Annotated in this window: 15 protein-coding genes and 2 tRNA genes; 11 read left to right on the forward strand and 6 right to left on the reverse strand. The window is 53.4% G+C overall.

What is annotated here, in order from left to right; all coding sequences use genetic code 11:
- Positions 1 to 35 precede the first annotated feature (35 nt).
- Entirely contained in the window at positions 36 to 542 is a 507-nt protein-coding gene (locus C8N40_RS07985) for a hypothetical protein (RefSeq protein ID WP_108211255.1), read from the reverse strand.
- A 108-nt stretch (positions 543 to 650) separates the two neighbouring features.
- On the opposite strand from C8N40_RS07985, the gene C8N40_RS07990 reads away from it, so the two are divergent.
- Genes C8N40_RS07990 through C8N40_RS08000 form a run of 3 tightly spaced genes read left to right on the forward strand, consistent with a single transcriptional unit; the run spans position 651 to position 3,540 of the window.
- Positions 651 to 1,640, forward strand: a complete 990-nt coding sequence (locus C8N40_RS07990) for an acyltransferase family protein (RefSeq protein WP_108211402.1) — start codon at positions 651 to 653, stop codon at positions 1,638 to 1,640.
- A gap of 53 nt (positions 1,641 to 1,693) precedes the next feature.
- Positions 1,694 to 2,104 (forward strand): (deoxy)nucleoside triphosphate pyrophosphohydrolase, encoded by a 411-nt coding sequence (locus C8N40_RS07995; RefSeq protein WP_245905041.1) that lies wholly within the window; start codon positions 1,694 to 1,696, stop codon positions 2,102 to 2,104.
- 38 nt (positions 2,105 to 2,142) lie between these two features.
- Positions 2,143 to 3,540 (forward strand): methyltransferase RsmF C-terminal domain-like protein, encoded by a 1,398-nt coding sequence (locus C8N40_RS08000; RefSeq protein ID WP_108211256.1) that lies wholly within the window; start codon positions 2,143 to 2,145, stop codon positions 3,538 to 3,540.
- Positions 3,541 to 3,721: 181 nt separating this feature from the next.
- Here the strand turns inward: C8N40_RS08000 and C8N40_RS08005 are convergent, their stop codons facing one another.
- From C8N40_RS08005 to pdxH, 4 genes are all read right to left on the reverse strand, one after another.
- On the reverse strand, positions 3,722 to 4,906 hold the full coding sequence (locus C8N40_RS08005) for a class I SAM-dependent rRNA methyltransferase (protein WP_108211257.1): 1,185 nt from the start codon (positions 4,904 to 4,906) through the stop codon (positions 3,722 to 3,724).
- Positions 4,907 to 5,111: 205 nt separating this feature from the next.
- A complete protein-coding gene (locus tag C8N40_RS08010; protein ID WP_108211258.1) occupies positions 5,112 to 5,693 on the reverse strand; it encodes a Maf family nucleotide pyrophosphatase in 582 nt (193 codons plus the stop codon).
- Positions 5,659 to 6,957 (reverse strand): DUF1015 domain-containing protein, encoded by a 1,299-nt coding sequence (locus C8N40_RS08015; protein WP_108211259.1) that lies wholly within the window; start codon positions 6,955 to 6,957, stop codon positions 5,659 to 5,661. Before C8N40_RS08015 ends, C8N40_RS08010 begins: the two co-directional genes overlap by 35 nt.
- 55 nt (positions 6,958 to 7,012) lie before the next feature.
- Positions 7,013 to 7,663, reverse strand: coding sequence for a pyridoxamine 5'-phosphate oxidase (gene pdxH / locus C8N40_RS08020; RefSeq protein ID WP_108211404.1), 651 nt, complete (start codon positions 7,661 to 7,663; stop codon positions 7,013 to 7,015).
- A 285-nt stretch (positions 7,664 to 7,948) separates the two neighbouring features.
- Here pdxH and C8N40_RS08025 point away from each other — a divergent pair, with 285 nt between their 5' ends.
- From C8N40_RS08025 to C8N40_RS08045, 5 genes are all read left to right on the forward strand, one after another.
- Positions 7,949 to 8,518 (forward strand): YqgE/AlgH family protein, encoded by a 570-nt coding sequence (locus tag C8N40_RS08025; RefSeq protein ID WP_108211260.1) that lies wholly within the window; start codon positions 7,949 to 7,951, stop codon positions 8,516 to 8,518.
- A gap of 30 nt (positions 8,519 to 8,548) precedes the next feature.
- On the forward strand, positions 8,549 to 10,609 hold the full coding sequence (locus tag C8N40_RS08030; protein ID WP_108211261.1) for a DUF349 domain-containing protein: 2,061 nt from the start codon (positions 8,549 to 8,551) through the stop codon (positions 10,607 to 10,609).
- A 131-nt stretch (positions 10,610 to 10,740) separates the two neighbouring features.
- Positions 10,741 to 10,813 (forward strand) — tRNA-Thr (locus C8N40_RS08035).
- A 105-nt stretch (positions 10,814 to 10,918) separates the two neighbouring features.
- A tRNA-Thr gene (locus tag C8N40_RS08040) sits at positions 10,919 to 10,991 on the forward strand.
- Between the two features lie 151 nt (positions 10,992 to 11,142).
- Entirely contained in the window at positions 11,143 to 12,309 is a 1,167-nt protein-coding gene (locus tag C8N40_RS08045; RefSeq protein ID WP_108211262.1) for a hypothetical protein, read from the forward strand.
- A 48-nt stretch (positions 12,310 to 12,357) separates the two neighbouring features.
- Here the strand turns inward: C8N40_RS08045 and C8N40_RS08050 are convergent, their stop codons facing one another.
- Entirely contained in the window at positions 12,358 to 13,395 is a 1,038-nt protein-coding gene (locus tag C8N40_RS08050) for a potassium channel family protein (protein ID WP_108211263.1), read from the reverse strand.
- 153 nt (positions 13,396 to 13,548) lie between these two features.
- Between C8N40_RS08050 and C8N40_RS08055 the strand changes: the two genes are divergently transcribed.
- The 3 genes from C8N40_RS08055 (at position 13,549) to C8N40_RS22415 (ending at position 15,784) form a co-directional block, all read left to right on the forward strand.
- The gene (locus C8N40_RS08055) at positions 13,549 to 14,571 is read left to right on the forward strand and encodes a metal-dependent hydrolase (protein WP_108211264.1); all 1,023 of its coding nucleotides are present in this window, start codon (positions 13,549 to 13,551) and stop codon (positions 14,569 to 14,571) included.
- Positions 14,572 to 14,637: 66 nt separating this feature from the next.
- Complete coding sequence (locus C8N40_RS08060) at positions 14,638 to 15,408, forward strand: SDR family oxidoreductase (protein WP_108211265.1); 771 nt, start codon at positions 14,638 to 14,640, stop codon at positions 15,406 to 15,408.
- 133 nt (positions 15,409 to 15,541) lie between these two features.
- On the forward strand, positions 15,542 to 15,784 hold the full coding sequence (locus tag C8N40_RS22415; protein ID WP_146173534.1) for a hypothetical protein: 243 nt from the start codon (positions 15,542 to 15,544) through the stop codon (positions 15,782 to 15,784).
- The last annotated feature ends 11 nt before the right edge of the window (positions 15,785 to 15,795 follow it).

The following is a 15,795-nucleotide window of genomic DNA, read 5'->3' on the forward strand; positions in this document are numbered from 1 at the left end:
CACACCTGCAAACGGGTGTGCCCTTTTTTATACTTTTAAATCCTGGAGTGGCGCAGAATGTTATCGCTCAGGGCGCGGTAAACGGCCATACTCGTAATAGCAACCGACACGCATACGCTGTAGATGCCGGACAGTAGCATAAAGTCGAGGTAAGGAATGGCCTGCAACTGCAGGGTATCCAAAAGCATGACCAGTATTGCCGCCATGGAGAAGCCGGACAGGGAGAACATAAAGGCGCGGTTAAACGTTTTGGAGGGAAGCTTATCAATCAGGGTTTGGCTTTTGAGGTGCCAGTGCAAGGGCAGCACACGACCGATTCGGAGCGCTTTCCGGGTAACCTTGGTGGCTACCCAGCCTACCACAAACCCAATTGACATCGTGAAAATAAAGAAATATGTGGCGATGCTATGTTGCCCCCAAAGCGGCAGTATACTTTTGGGTAGCCAGAGCAGCAGCGTCAGCACCGTGTTCAGGCCCAATGCCAGGAACGCCATGACACTTTGTAGCAGGATCAGGAACTTATAGTTTAGGCTCAGCTGCATGTCTTTAATATCTTATGATACAAAAGTTTATACTTCAATAGTAGCTAAAAGGATTTGACAGAGGGTTTGATCACTACCCAGGGGGCGCACCTGCATAAGCCATCTCCCATGAAGCAGCACCTACAGCAGATAGATGTAGTGAAGGGATTTGCCATGGTAGCGGTACTGCTGCTGCACTCGTTTACCCGCAAGGAGTTGGAGAACAGTTTTGCCGTTTACCACATATGGCAGGCTGTTCCCTTGTTTTTGGTGGTGATGGGGTTAAACCTGGGACTTTCCGTTCAAAAAAAGCCGCAGCACCTGCAGCACCTCTACAACCGGAAATATTTTACCAAAAAGGCCGCACGCATCTTGGTGCCTTTCATCCTGGTTTTTATACTTTCGATAGTGGTAGGTTTGCTGTGGGAGTGGGTAAAAGGAGAGGAAGTGCTTGCGTTCAGCGGCTATACCTGGCTGGGGGTGCTGCCTGTAACCGGCCGTGGCAACTATTTTATCACGATGTTGCTGCAGTCAATCCTTTTGCTGCCCCTGATAGGCTACGGCTTCCGGCACTGGCCTAAAAGCACGATTGCCGTACTGGTGCTGCTGGAGGTGTTGTTTCAGTTATGGGCCGCAAACCTGCCATACTTTAAGGAGGATGGCTACCTGTATGATGCGGCATTTCCGCGTTATTTTTCTGCCATTGCCCTTGGGCTTTGGTTGTCCACACTGGTCTGGAAGCCCCTGAAGTGGGACGATGTGATACTGGTATTGCTACTGGGTGTGGTCGGAGCCGTTTGTTTATACTTGCTGCAGTATGAACGTCTGCCACTTGAGGGGTATATCAGGCCCGAGTGGCGAACACAGCAGGTTTTTACCTTTGGCTATTCCGCCCTGTTGGTATGGCTGGCCTTAAAATTGCTGCCCAACTTTACTAACTTCATCCCGGTGCGCCTGCTGGCCGAGCTGGGAAAAGCTTCATACCATATTTTTCTGGTGCAGGTAGTATATTTCGGGCTTGCGCAGCAGGACCTGCCGCTGGTGGCGAATATTCTTGTTCCGCTTAGCATCGGCTACCTTTTTTACAAGTATGAGCCCGCACTTTTATTCGGATCCTGAAAGTGCAGGGGTAAACAGATATATACCTTAGTATAAAACTGAATTTTCCGCCTATGTCCGCTAACAAGATGATAGAGGTAGTTTGTGCGATTGTGGAGCAGCACGGTCGTGTTTTGCTAACGCAGCGAAGCGAGCAAATGCGGGAGCCTATGCTGTGGGAGTTTCCGGGAGGTAAGCTTGAATCAGGCGAAACAGAGCAGCAGGCCCTCGTGAGGGAAATAAAAGAGGAATTGGGCATTGACGTGGAACCTTACCACAGGCTCGAGCCTGTGCAGCACCCGTACCCTGGCCACACTGTCGTGCTTATTCCTTACCTATGCCAGTATAACGGGGGCGTAATAAACCTGCTGGAACACCGGGCCTACCGTTGGGCAACACCAGGCGAACTACCTGGCTTTAACTGGTGCCCTGCCGATGTGCCCATTGTTGAGACCTACCTTAAATTGGTGAAAAACAGAGGGTAATTATACTTCCGAAAGCGCGTTTTCCCGTACCTTTGCCTATGATTTACCCAAAACCATTTACGGACCGCATGCAGCGCATGCTCGGGGATGAGGAATTTTCAATCTTCCTGGAAGCACTGCAGCAGGCCCCGCCTGTCAGCGTACGCATCAACACCGCCAAGGCAGCGCCAGCTCCCGGCCTGCAACCTGTACCCTGGACGGAGACAGGTTTTTACCTCCCTGAACGCCCCCTCTTCACCCTCGATCCCGCCCTGCATGCTGGTGCCTACTATGTGCAGGAAGCCAGTTCCATGTTTGTGGAGCAGGCCCTGCGACAGGCCGTAAACCTGAGCGAGCCCTTGCATGTGCTGGACCTCTGCGGGGCACCCGGCGGCAAGTCCACGCACCTGGCCAGCCTGCTTTCCCCCCAAAGTTTACTAGTATCCAACGAAGTAATCCGCAGCAGGGCCTCTATACTTGCCGAAAACATAGCCAAATGGGGCAGCGGCAATGTACTGGTCACCAGCAACGACCCCCGCGACTTTAACAGACTTCCCGGCTTTTTTGATGTGATGGTGGTGGACGCTCCCTGCAGTGGCGAAGGCATGTTCCGGAAGGATGCGCATGCCATGGAAGAGTGGTCGGAGGAAAACGTAAACCTGTGTGCCCAGCGCCAGCAGCGTATCCTGATGGATGTATGGGATTCACTGAGGCCCGGAGGGGTATTAATCTACAGCACCTGTACCTGGAACGAGCAGGAAAACGAGCAAAATATTGCCTGGCTGGCCGAGCAAGAGGGCGCAGAAAGTATAAAACTGCAGCTAGAACCGGAATGGGGCGTAGTGCCGGGGCAGCTGAAGGGCGTGGAAGGCTATCGCTTTTACCCGCACCGCGTGCAGGGAGAGGGCTTCTTTTTGGCGGTCGTGCGAAAAGCAGGTGAGGAGCAGCCACTGCATGGCAAGAGCAAAAAGAAAAAGTATAAACTAAGTATAGCGGGCAAAAAAGAGCAGGCCTTGGTGGCAGACTGGCTGCAGCAGCCCGGGCAGTATACGTTTGTGCAGCACGGGGAAAAAATCTCAGCCATCCCTGAAAACCTCTTCGAAGCTGCCGATGAAGTATACCAGCACCTGTACGTGGTATACGCCGGTACCGAATTGGCCGAGATTTATGGCAAAAAGCTGAAACCGTTGCAGGGGCTGGCGCTTTCCCAGTATCTGGACAGATCGGTTTTCACATCGGCAGAGCTGAGCCTGGAGCAGGCGCTGCGGTATCTGAAAAAAGAAGACACGAGCCTGGGCACCAGCGGCAACGACTGGCTGCTGCTGGAGTATAAGGGGCTTCCCTTGGGCTGGGCCAAGCAAATCGGCAACCGAATCAACAACTATTACCCAAAGGAATGGCGCATCCGGATGGAGCTACCCTCAGAACTGCCCCCCGGTAGTGTGGTCATTGGTTAAAGCGGTAAGTATAAACCGAAGCTTTATACTTTTGCTACTGAGGCAAGTATAAAATATACTCTCCGCCATTCCAGGCAACCTTAGCTGGAACGGCGGAGAGTTAAAGTATAAAGAGAACACATTGATTCAGGGAGCCGACAAAATCATGCCCAATCCTGAAAATCATACTTAATCACTGGTCCTACTCCACAAAAAGCACCAGTCCTTTCAGGTACTCGCCTTCCGGATGGAATATGGAAATGGGGTGATCAGCAGGCTGGGGGAGATGGTGCATGATCTTGATGTTACGCCCCGCCTCGATGGCAGCTGCCATCACAGTGCTGCTGAACAAGTATTTGTCCACCACCTGCGAGCAGGAGAACGTGAAAAGGATGCCACCGGGCTTTATCTTCTTCATGGCCTCCGCGTTAAGCCGTTTGTAGCCCATCAGCGCATTGTGGCGCACGTTTTGGCTTTTGGCAAAGGCGGGCGGGTCCAGCACAATCACATCATACTTGTCTTCTTTCCCTTTCAGGAACTCGAAAGTATCAACGGCAAAGGCCTCGTGCTTCTCCGGTGCCTGACTCAGCTCCCCATTTTTAATCGTTAGGTCGATTGCTTTCTTCGATACGTCTACGGAGTGTACTTCGCTAGCTCCGGCATTCAGGGCGTACACCGAGAAGCCGCCCGTATAGCAGAAAGTGTTCAGCACCGACTTGCCCTTCACGTACCGCGCCAGCAGGTCGCGGTTATCGCGCTGGTCTATAAAGAAGCCTGTTTTCTGGCCGGTTTCCCAGTCGATGTAAAACAGATTTCCGTTTTCCGTCACCACCACGCCGCCTTCCGACTGACCGTAGAGATAACCGTTCTGCGCCTGCACCCCTGCCTTGGCTGGCAGCGACTCAGCGCTCTTGTCGTACACGGCGCGCAGCCTGTCGCCGTAAATCTCCTTCAGTGCCTGCGCCACGAGCTCGCGCACGTTATACATGCCCACCGAGTGCGTCTGCACCACGGCCGTGTCTTTGTAAAAGTCCACGATAAGCCCCGGTACGCCATCGCCTTCGGCATACACCAGGCGGTATACATTGGTGCTCGGGTTGTCGGTGAGGCCAAGGCGCTGGCGGTAATCGTAGGCTTGCTGCACTTTGCGCTTCCAGAAAGTATAATCCGGCGCTACCTGCTCAAAAGAGAAGATGCGCACGGCAATAGAGCCCGGGGCGTAGTGGCCCATACCCAGAAACTCACGCTTGCTGGAGTATACTTCCACCACGTCTCCCTCAGCGGGCTCCGCGTCGGCTTTCTTGATGGCGCCGGAGAAAACCCAGGGGTGTTGACGCTTGAGAGAGTGCTCTTTCCCGGGCGCCAGGTATAATTTAATAAAAGACATTCAGTTGATGTTCGGTTGCTTTTTTATTGACAGATGCTTGTAAATGGCATTAGCCGGATAATTCGTTCCCCTGAGGAGAAAAAAATCTGGCGTTACAAAGGAGAACGGGGCGATCTCCCGCTGCGGTCAATAAAAGTAGTGGGCGTACCGAAACATCAATCTTCTGGCAGTGTTGATTATGGCGGCGAAAGTGCCTGGCAAATTTTTATAGGGTCACGATCCCGAGTTCTTCCAGCTTGGCGTACAGCTTTTGCACCGGCAGGCCTACCACGTTAAAATAGGAGCCTTCGATGCGCGCTATCCCGACCATCCCAATCCATTCCTGAATACCGTAAGCGCCGGCCTTGTCGTAGGGCTTGTAGTGGGTGATGTAGTGGGTAATCTCGGCCTCCGACAGCTGCTTAAAGTATACTTTGGTGATGTCGTGGAAAACGGTTTTCTGCTCTTTGATGAGGATACAAACGCCGGTAATCACCTCATGGTGCGTGCCTGATAACGCCTGCAGCATTTCCTTTGCCTCCTCAAAGTCGGCGGGTTTGTTGAGCACGCGGTCGCCGAGGCAAACAATTGTATCCGCCGTTATCAGCGCTTCGTTTGTGATGTCGGAAGTATAAGCCTCGGCTTTGTGAGATGCTAAATACTCAGCGATCTGTTCCCGTTTCAGGTGGTCCGGAAAATCCTCGTTCACCTCCTTTACCAGCACTTTATACTTCAGGCCGAGGCTGGAGAGCAGCTCTTTGCGGCGTGGCGAGTTAGAGGCAAGCAGCAGCGGCCGTTGTAAATTCATCTTCTTTGATCGAGCTAAATAAAAATCCGCAGATAACTTTTGGGTAGAAGAAAGTCGACTTCTGAGGCATCACGGCGCCGCTGTTGCACACGCGCTTTACCTGCTCCATCGAGATTTCGTTTGTGATCAGGGCCAGGTGCGCCTCGCCCTTGTCTACCTTCCGGATGCAGGCCGTGAAGTTGCGCTCATAGCTAAGGCCTTTATAGTCGCGCTGTTCCTGCCGGAAGATGCCCAGTATTTTCTCAAAGATAAAGTAATGCATCACCGTCAGGTCCAGCTGCTTTACCTCCTCCGGAAAATTCCAGTCGATGAGCTGGTGCATCTCCGGTTTCAGGCGGAGCTTGTAGGCGTTGCCATTCAAGTATAAGCCAAAGGCCCAAAGCTTGCCCACTATCACCTCGTTCAGCTCATAGGGGTCTTCCTTGGGCAGGATGATGAAATACTCCCGCAGCCGCTCCAGGAATTCCTCGTCCGGCATGGGCAGGCTCTTGAGTAAGCGGTGCGTGGGCAGGATGCGCAGGTCGTCGTGCTCGGAGTTGGTCAGGTACATCAGGTGGTAGTTGTAGGGCTCCAGGCCGGTGTGGCCAGGGTGCTGCGCCATCATTTTGCGCCTGTAAAACAGGGAACCCTCGTAGCGATGGTGCCCGTCGGCCAGCAGAATCTTCTTATCGGCCAGCGTCTGCAAAAACAGCTTTATCACCGCATGGTCATGTATCACGGCAAGCACATCGCGCACGCCCTGGTAATCCTCCGTTTCATAGATTGGCGTACGGATGCTCTCATCCATGTAGGGCTCCAGCACATACGCCGGATCGGTGTACAACCCATGGGTAGGGCTCACGTTCAAAAGCGTCTCTTCCAGTAGCTCGATGCGGTCGTTCACGGCGCTGGGGATGGTGTTCTCGTGGCGCAGCAGTACCTTCTCGTGCCAGTCGTAAGCCTTAATGTTGCAGATGAAGCCTTTGCGCACAAACTCCTTGTCGCTGCCGGGCAAACGGAAATACTGGTAATACACGTAGATGCCAGGCAAGCCGTCCTGCAGTAGAATGCCTTTTTCTTTCCACTCCTGCAGCAGCCTGGCCGCATCCCGGGAAGCATTTTCGCCACGCGGCACGGATAGGTGTATGCTGTTAAGCGGAGCCTGGTAGAGCGCCTCCCGCTGCTTGTCCGACACCACGTCGAAGAGCGGAGAGGTCAGCTGTTCTATACTTGTACTCAGGTTATCGTTGTAGCGCCAGGCGCGCAGGGGTAGTATTTCAGCCATTTTTATTCATGCAAAGTATAAGTGAGCCCTGGAAGAGCAACAAGCGTTGCCCTAATCAGGGTGCGAGGCGCTTTACCTGCCAGAGGCCGTTCTCCAGCTCGTAGGCAATACGGTCGTGCAGGCGGCTTGGACGTCCCTGCCAGAACTCTACGTAATCCGGCTCCAGCCGAAAACCGCCCCAGTGCTCCGGCCGTGGTACCAGCTCGGTGCCGGCAAACTTCTCGGCCAGTTCTTTTTCGCGCTGCTCCAGCACCTGCCTCGAGGGGATAACCTGGCTCTGTGGTGACACCCAGGCGCCGATCTGGCTGCCCTTGGGGCGGCTGTGAAAATAGGCGTCAGACTCCTGCGGGCTAACCTTGCCAACTTTGCCCTCTACACGCACCTGCCTTTCCAGCGCCGGCCAGAAGAACGTGAGCGAGGCGTAGGGGCGCTGCTCCAGCTCCTGTCCTTTGCGGCTGTTATAGTTAGTGTAAAAGCTGAAGCCCTGCGCATCCACACCCTTCAGCAGCACCACGCGGGCAGAGGGCCTGCCGGCAGCGTTGACCGTAGACAGCACCAGCGCCGTAGGCTCCTCTGCCTGCGCCTCGATAGCCTCCTGAAGCCATACTTTAAACTGCTCAATCGGGTGGCCGGCAACGGAGTCCTCGGTGAGAGCGTGCTTCCTATAGTTTACCCGGATAGCTGCGATGTTGTGTGTTAAAGCCATAGTGGTTGTTTTGCCCAAAATTATAAAAATATACGTTGGGGCTAAACTAAATACGAGGGCTTTGCGGATTTCGGGTTCCGGATAATACAGTAAGCAAATGTAAATGAGCAAACTGTTAAGCGGTTAACTCAGTATAGCCACAAAAATAAAGAGCGCAGAGCCTTCTGATACAATATTCCACCATTTGCGTATGACAATAAAGATGGTTATTTTTATATGAAAATTTGTAATATAGAAGGCTGTTGTGCTGTCTAGTGTACTGGAAACTACAAATGCGACGAAAGAATGATGGCAGATAGCAAAACGATAAAACCAAGAAGTGGCAGTATTCTGATCTCTGAGCCATACCTGGGCGACCCGAATTTCGAGCGCAGCGTTATCCTGTTGTGCAGCCATGAAGAGGAGGGGTCCTTTGGTTTGGTGCTAAACCGGCCTTCGAACCTTCACCTGTCTGATGTGCTGGATGTGTTTGAGGAGGACTTCGACATGGTGCTGGGGGTTGGCGGGCCCGTGCAGTATAACACCCTGCACTACATACACCGCTTGGCAGACTTGCCTCAGGCAGTGAAGCTGAACGACAACCTGTACTGGGGCGGCGATTTTGAGGTGCTGCGCACCATGATTGACACCGGCCAGGTGGCCAAGGAGGATATTCGTTTTTTCCTGGGCTACTCCGGCTGGACGCCCGGCCAACTGCAGGAAGAGGTAGACAAAAATGTTTGGATAGTGAACAACAATGCTGCAAATAAATTATTTACTTTGGATACCGAAACCCTCTGGCGGAGCATTCTGCGCCAAATGGGCGGTAAGTTTAAGGTGCTGAGCAACTACCCCGACGACCCGCGCCTGAACTAACCCTTTAACGTTGTACCTAACAAGCGAGACATGACAACTGACAAAGAGCATATGGACACCACCGGAGCTGAGGCTAACAAGCCAGAGAACAAGGCGACAGCCGATGAGCAAAAACAGGTTACGCCAAAGCAGGAACCAGCCACAGAAGAAGGCCCTGCCGGGGCAGGGCAGGAGGTGCCGAAGGAGGAGCAGCCGGAGGTAAAGCCTGAGTTGGCAACGGCCGAGGAGGAAGCCACCAGCGAGCAGATAACCGAGACGTTTGCCGAGGCGAACACCAACGTTACCGAGCCGTCCGGGCAGCCAGCCAACACTTCGGACGCTGCTGCAGGCACTGCCACGGCTGACCACCACGATGAGGAGGAGTATGAGGAGGATGACCATACCGACTATAGCCAACTCACACAGGAGGAGCTGCGCCAGCGCCTGTTTGCTGTTCTTAAAAGCCCCGATGCGCTCCGCAAGTATAAAACCATAAGCGAGCTCCAGAGTCAGTACGACCATAAGTTCCAGGCTGAAAGGCACGATGCGCTGGATAAGTTTAAGGAAGAGGGAGGCACGGAAGAAGACTTCGACTACCATACTTCCAAAGAGCACCAGGACCTGGAGAAAATGCTGGCCGCTTACCGCGAGTCGCGCTACCAGCACCGCCAGAGCCAGGAAGAGCAGCGTCAGCGTAACCTGGAGCGCAAGAAAGAGCTACTGGGCAGGCTTCGGGAGCTGGTGGAGTCGGCGGAAACGCGCAACAGTGGCGATGAGCTGAAGAAGCTGCAGAGCGAGTGGAAATCCATTGGCCCGGTACCGGCCGGTGAGGCGCAGGAGCTGTGGGACTCTTACCACGCGCTGCTTGACATCTTCTACAACAACCGCAGCATGTTCTTCGAGCTGAAGGAGCTTGACCGCAGGAGAAACCTGGAGGCCAAGATGCAGCTGATTGAGCGTGCGCAGGCGCTGCAGCAGGAGCCAAGCATCAACAAAGCCCTGCAAGAGCTGCGCCACCTGCACGAGGAGTGGAAAATCATCGGCCCGGTGCCAAACGACCAGCGCGACCCGATCTGGGAGCAGTTCACGCAGGCTTCGGAGAAAGTGCATGAGCGCAGACGTGCCTACCACGAGGAGAGGTCGGTGCGTGAGCAGCAGAGCCTGGTGGTAAAGCGCGGTTTGCTGGAGCGCCTGCAGGAGTTCGCCAACTTCAATACCGACCGCATCAACGAGTGGCGCGATAAAACAGATGAAATCCAGAAACTCAAAGAGGAGTGGGATAAGGCCGGATTGGTGCCCAAAGAGAATGCCGAAGAGGTAAACAAAGCCTTCTGGGGTAACTATAAAGCCTTCTTCCAGCACAAAAACCAGTTCTTTAAAGCGCTGGACGAACAGAAAATGCATAACCTGCAGCTAAAGACGCAGTTGTGCGAGGAAGCCGAAAGCCTGAAGGACAGCACCGACTGGGCCTCCACGAAGGAAAAGCTCATCCAGCTGCAAAAGAAGTGGAAGACGATAGGCCGCGTTCCGGACAAATACTCCGACAAGATCTGGCAGCGCTTCCGGTCGGCTTGTAACGAGTTCTTTGACCGCAAGCAGGCGCAGGAGCAGCACAAGGCCGCTGAACTGGAAAAACTTTCTGCCGAGAAAATGGCTATTTGCGACAAGGTGGCCGATAAGCTTTCGCAGCCAAGCGCTACCGGATCGGTGGAGGAGTTCCAGAGCCTGGTGGAGCAATGGCGTGAGACGGACAAAGACAACAGGCGCACCAGCCCGAAAGCGGAGGACAAGTTTATACAGCTGATGGAGCGCTACCTGGAGCGCGTGCCGGAGCTAAGCCTGGACGAGCGGACCGATATGCTGGTAAAGCTGCAGGTAGAGCGCATCAAGCATAGCCCGGATGCCAGCCAAAAGCTGTACCAGCGCGAGAACACGCTCCGCCGCGAGATTTCCCAGCTGCAGAACGACATCCAGACGCTGCGTACCAACATCGAGTTCTTTGCCCGTTCGAAGAATGCCGACAAGCTGCGCGAGGAGTACGAAGGCCGCATTGCCGATGCCCAAAAACGCATCGCGCACCTGCAGCATCAACTGGATGCTTACAGAGGCTAAAAATTTTTCTCCTGACTCTCAATTTTTTAGGGATGGTCAGGAGAAAAATTTGAGACGGGTATTTGCAGAATTAAATCTAAGCTATACCTTTGCATCGCTTTAACACAATAAAGCAGCACAAAAAAGGTTAAGCCTCCTTAGCTCAGCTGGTAGAGCAACTGACTTGTAATCAGTAGGTCGCTGGTTCGATCCCGGCAGGGGGCTCTTTTTTAGATTTGCAGATTTAATAATGTGCAGATTTGGAAATTAAATTTGGAGCCTGAGGTTGATTGCCTCCTTTCAAATTCACCAACCTTCAAATTAGTGCATGCCTCCTTAGCTCAGCTGGTAGAGCAACTGACTTGTAATCAGTAGGTCGCTGGTTCGATCCCGGCAGGGGGCTCAAAAACGGAAAGCCTTCAGAGAAATCTGAAGGCTTTTTTCATGCCTATACTTTTTGCTTCCCCATACTTTATCCACCCGCTTTCATCCCGGCAGTTTTTCTTTTTTACGCGGATAATGGTTTATTTAGCACTTCCTTTTTAACGCATACTATGAAACTGATAGAGGTAAACACACCCGAGCTTGCCCAGGAGTTCCTAATGCTGCAGGTGCGGATGTATAAAAACGACCCCAACTATATTCGCCCGCTGGATAAGGACGTGAACAATGTTTTTGACCCTGCCAAGAACAAGCTGCTCCGCGACGGAGAGGCGATCCGCTGGATACTGCAGGACGAAAAAGGCAAGTCTATAGGCCGCGTGGCGGCTTTCATCAACAAGCGCACCGCCAGGTCTGCCGAGCAGCCCACAGGCGGCATGGGTTTTTTCGACTGTATCAACAACCAGGAAGCAGCCAACATGCTGCTTGATGCCTGCCGTGAATGGCTAAAGGAGCGCGGCATGGAAGCCATGGACGGCCCGATAAACTTTGGGGAGCGCGATAAATGGTGGGGTGTGCTGATCGATGGCTTTTACGAGCCGACCTATTGTATGCACTACAACTTTCCATACTACCAGCAACTGCTGGAAAATTATGGCTTTCAGCTATACTTTAAGCAGTATACGTACTACCGCAAAATAAACGAAGCGATTCCGGAGAAGTACCGGGCAAAAGCCGATCGGGTGCTGGCCGACGAGAACTACCATTTCCGCCACCTCGATAAAAAGAACCTGGCAAAGTATACCAACGACTTCCGCGAAGTATACAACAAGGGCTGGGCCAAGCACGAAGGCGTAAAGGCCATGACAGAGGCTCAGGCAGCGGCCATCATGAAGCAGCTAAAGCCTATCCTGGACGAGCGCATCATGTGGTTTGCCTACTACAACAATGAGCCGGTGGGCTTTTTTATCGCTATCCCGGAACTGAACCAGCTTTTCAAGTATAACAACGGCAAGCTGGATTTGTGGGGCAAGCTAAAATTCCTGTTCAACCGCTGGAGGGGCGCCTGCAAAACGATGTATGGCATCGTGTTCGGCATCACCCCGGAGCACCAGGGCAAGGGCGTGGAGGCAGCCATGATCGTGTCTGCCGGCAAATTGGTTATCGGAAACCCGAGCATCCCTTACTACGACCTGCAGATGAACTGGATCGGCGACTTTAACCCCAAGATGATGCGCCTGGTAGAGCAAATCGGTGGCAGGATCTACAAAACGCACGCCACTTACCGCTACCTCTTCGACAGAAACAAGGAGTTTGTGCGCGCCAAGATAATGCACTAAACAAGTACAGCACGAGCCCCGGCGAAGTATAAGCCGGGGCTCGTCGCTTTAACGCACGCTGCGCAGATCCAGATCGGTAATGAACTTAGGTTTCGATACCTCTTCCCATTCCCAGCCCAGGTACTGCAGCATCGCAAGTAAAGCCCTGCGCCGCTTGTCAACCTCCTCCGGCAGCTTCTCCTCCTGCAGCTGTAGCGGAACACCAGCCTCCTTTAGCTGCTTCATGTCCAGGTGCGGTTTCTCTGAGTCTTTTGGTGTTGGCGTGATGGCGGTAAGCGACTCTAAGAACGTGGTGATGGCGTGGCGCACCGGCACCAATGACTGGTCTGAAGGCCGTTTTTCCTTGGGCACATACAATAGCAGGATGGTAAGGGCCTCATCTAAAGCGACCAGGTTTAGCAGCAGCGCTACCGATCTTTCAGCGTGGTAAAAGTAATGCAGCAGCGGATAGGCTAAGTGCAGCTGTCCCTGCTTTGCCACTGGCTGGGCCAGCCCACTAAGGTGCTGCTCAAGGCTTTTAAAGTCTTCTCCATTCCAGCTGTTTAGCAGCATCTGCTGCGGACTATCGCCTATAGCGGCAATGTCTATACTCAACGACCGGCGCTCGGTTGTAGCCGAAAGGATAGGCACCATATAGGTGATAGCTGTGGTGATGAGCACGAGCCCCGTAAAAGAAATAAAAGCCGTCAGAATACGCCAGGCCTGGGTGCCTCCCTTAAAATCGCCGTTGCCCAGCGTGGAGAGGGTGTACCCTGTAAAGTATATCCTGTCCCAGCTATCGGCCGGAACCTCTGTGGTGCTATCTACCACAGCTCTTGCGTCAGAAAAATACAGCAGCGTGTAGCCCGTCCATAACAGAAGCAGCCAGCCGAGGATGGTGCTCATGATGATGACGATGCCTGCCCCACGAAGTGCCTTGCGGGTTTTCAGCAGGTCGCTTGCGACGAGGAACAGCCGCCAGAGGAACGAAGACAAAGAATTGCTCACCGGCCCAGCGCCCCGCGGCGCAAAAGTGGTGTACAGTAAATCGTAAATCCCTAAGCCGATAATTAAGATACCCAGAACCAGGTAAAGTGCTTCACTCATAAAGTATCAACCTCAGTTTTGCCTTGGCAGCAAGCCAGCTTGTTTATACCTTTACAGGATGGGCCCGGTTGCAAGAGCTACCAGGCAGAGGCAAACTTTACTTGTTGGGAGTTGTTGTAAGAGCAGTTTTGCGCAATTCTCATTTTATCTCAGATGGATTCTTTAACACAGATAGTTTTAGGTGCCTCGGTGGGCGAGGCAGTAGCGGGCAGGAAACTGGGCAATAAGGCGCTGCTGTGGGGAGCCATTGCCGGCACCATTCCGGATTTGGACGTGCTCCTGAACCCGTGGCTTGACACGGTGCAGCAACTGAGTTTTCACAGGGCCGCCACGCACTCCTTCCTTTTTGCGCTTGTCGTTTCGCCTATACTTGGCTGGCTGCTGCACCGGCTCTATAAAAACCAACCGGCCACCATGCGCGACTGGACGCTGCTGTTTTTCCTCGGCTTCGTAACACACGCCCTCCTCGACAGCTGTACTACCTGGGGCACCCAGCTATTCTGGCCCTTCTCTAACTATGGTGTGGCCTTCTACAACATCTTTGTGGTCGATCCCCTGTACACGCTGCCTTTCCTGGCGCTGGTAATACTAGCGGCCTTCCACAGCCGCCTGAGCCCAAGGCGACGCTACCTGAACAATGCCGCCCTTGCCATTAGCTCGCTGTACCTGCTGTGGTCTTTTGCAGCAAAGGGCGCGGCTAACAATGTGTTCGAGCAAAGTATGGCTGTGCAAGGCGTACCTTATTCTTCCTACATCAGCAAGCCAACGCCCATGAACACGGTTTTCTGGTCGGTGACGGCCAAAGGAGAGGACGGTTTTTACAATGGCTTTTACTCATTGTTAGATGAAGACAAGCAGGTTAAGTATGATTTTGAACCTCAGAACGCAGCACTGCTGGATCCGCTTCGCGGGCACCCGAAACTGGAGCGCCTGCTGGAGATAACCAAGGGCTACTACACCGTGGAGCAGGATGACAATGGCGCCATACTTATCAACGACCTGCGGTTCGGCAAGTTTGATGGCTGGCAGGAGAGTGGCGGCGGCTACGTGTTTGTTTACAAAGTATGGAAGGATGCGGACGGGGAGCTACGGTTCGAGGAAGTAAATAACAGGCCGAAGGTCGATCAGCAGTACCTACAGATGTACTGGAACCGCATACTGGGCAGGTCCGTCTAAGCAGGTGCGGTTATACTTTGCCAACACAATTCTGGTTTATACTTAACATCATTTAAGAAAACGAAAATGGCTGATAGCAGATGGGGATTGCACGGCAAAAAAGCCGTGGTTACCGGTGGCTCCAAGGGCATTGGAGAGGCTACGGTTAAAGAGTTGCTGGCGCTTGGCGCCGAAGTACTTGCCGTGGCCCGCAAGCAGGAAGCGCTGGATAGTATGCAAGAGCAATTCCCGCAGGGGCTTTATACGTTGGCGGCGGACGTGAGCGAGCCAGCGGGCCTCGAGGCGGTGGCCGCTTGGGTGCAGCAGGAGTGGGGCAAGCTGGATATCCTGGTGAACAATGCCGGCACCAACATCCGCAAGCCCACGGCAGACTATACTTCTGAGGAGTATGACTTCATCATGCAAACCAACCTGCGGTCGGCCTTTGAGCTGAACAGGCTGCTCTACCCGCTGCTGCAGCAGTCGGAGCAGGGAAATATTGTGCATATAACCTCGGTGGCCGGGTTGGTGCACGTGCGCACCGGCAGCATCTACGGGATGACGAAAGCCGCCCTGACGCAACTTACCCGTAACCTGGCCGCGGAATGGGCAAAAGACGGCATACGCGTAAATGCCGTGGCTCCCTGGTACATCAGCACCCCGCTGGCGCAAACCGTGCTGCAGAACCCCGAGTTCTACAACAAAGTCATCAGCCGCACGCCTCTGCAAACGATCGGAAAACCGGAGGATGTAGCCGGTGCTGTGGCCTTCCTGTGCATGCCTGCGGCAGCCTATATTACCGGCCAAACCATCGCCGTGGACGGAGGCTTCACCGTGAATGGATTTCACCCGCTCTAAGGGTGTTTTTCAACGCCTGACGAGGCGCTAATTAAGTGGCAGATTACTGTTTAATGTCAGCAAAAATGCTTATTTTTGTATGATATGGATTTGCGTGCGCGGCAAGTATGGCTGGCGCTCCTAATTTGAAACCATGACACACAAAAAACCACTCTTCATCCTTAGCCTCGCGCTTCTCTCCGCTTCTTTAGTTTCCTGTAAACCAGCCTGTCCTATCGGTCCCTGCCAGGTGCGCATGGAGCACATCCACGGCGACACCGAGTACCGCGGCCAGCCTATCTGGAAGAAACAGAACCCCAGGGTGGGAGAGAAGTTGGATAAGGTTTCTCAGGAAAAACAGCACGTAGGCCGCTCCAAAGCCAAAAATAAGGAATAAGCTATATAGGC

This window comes from Pontibacter mucosus (assembly GCF_003054055.1).
Classification (GTDB): domain Bacteria; phylum Bacteroidota; class Bacteroidia; order Cytophagales; family Hymenobacteraceae; genus Pontibacter; species Pontibacter mucosus.

Coding starts and splice junctions, on each gene's coding strand:
- pdxH (WP_108211404.1), bottom strand. CDS start 7,663: ATGGCTTTAACACACAACATCGCAGCTATCCGGGTAAACTATAGGAAG.
- C8N40_RS08045 (WP_108211262.1), top strand. CDS start 11,143: ATGAAACTGATAGAGGTAAACACACCCGAGCTTGCCCAGGAGTTCCTA.
- C8N40_RS08000 (WP_108211256.1), top strand. CDS start 2,143: ATGATTTACCCAAAACCATTTACGGACCGCATGCAGCGCATGCTCGGG.
- C8N40_RS08025 (WP_108211260.1), top strand. CDS start 7,949: ATGATGGCAGATAGCAAAACGATAAAACCAAGAAGTGGCAGTATTCTG.
- C8N40_RS07990 (WP_108211402.1), top strand. CDS start 651: ATGAAGCAGCACCTACAGCAGATAGATGTAGTGAAGGGATTTGCCATG.
- C8N40_RS22415 (WP_146173534.1), top strand. CDS start 15,542: ATGACACACAAAAAACCACTCTTCATCCTTAGCCTCGCGCTTCTCTCC.
- C8N40_RS08015 (WP_108211259.1), bottom strand. CDS start 6,957: ATGGCTGAAATACTACCCCTGCGCGCCTGGCGCTACAACGATAACCTG.
- C8N40_RS08030 (WP_108211261.1), top strand. CDS start 8,549: ATGACAACTGACAAAGAGCATATGGACACCACCGGAGCTGAGGCTAAC.
- C8N40_RS07995 (WP_245905041.1), top strand. CDS start 1,694: ATGTCCGCTAACAAGATGATAGAGGTAGTTTGTGCGATTGTGGAGCAG.
- C8N40_RS08055 (WP_108211264.1), top strand. CDS start 13,549: ATGGATTCTTTAACACAGATAGTTTTAGGTGCCTCGGTGGGCGAGGCA.
- C8N40_RS08050 (WP_108211263.1), bottom strand. CDS start 13,395: ATGAGTGAAGCACTTTACCTGGTTCTGGGTATCTTAATTATCGGCTTA.
- C8N40_RS08010 (WP_108211258.1), bottom strand. CDS start 5,693: ATGAATTTACAACGGCCGCTGCTGCTTGCCTCTAACTCGCCACGCCGC.
- C8N40_RS08005 (WP_108211257.1), bottom strand. CDS start 4,906: ATGTCTTTTATTAAATTATACCTGGCGCCCGGGAAAGAGCACTCTCTC.
- C8N40_RS08060 (WP_108211265.1), top strand. CDS start 14,638: ATGGCTGATAGCAGATGGGGATTGCACGGCAAAAAAGCCGTGGTTACC.
- C8N40_RS07985 (WP_108211255.1), bottom strand. CDS start 542: ATGCAGCTGAGCCTAAACTATAAGTTCCTGATCCTGCTACAAAGTGTC.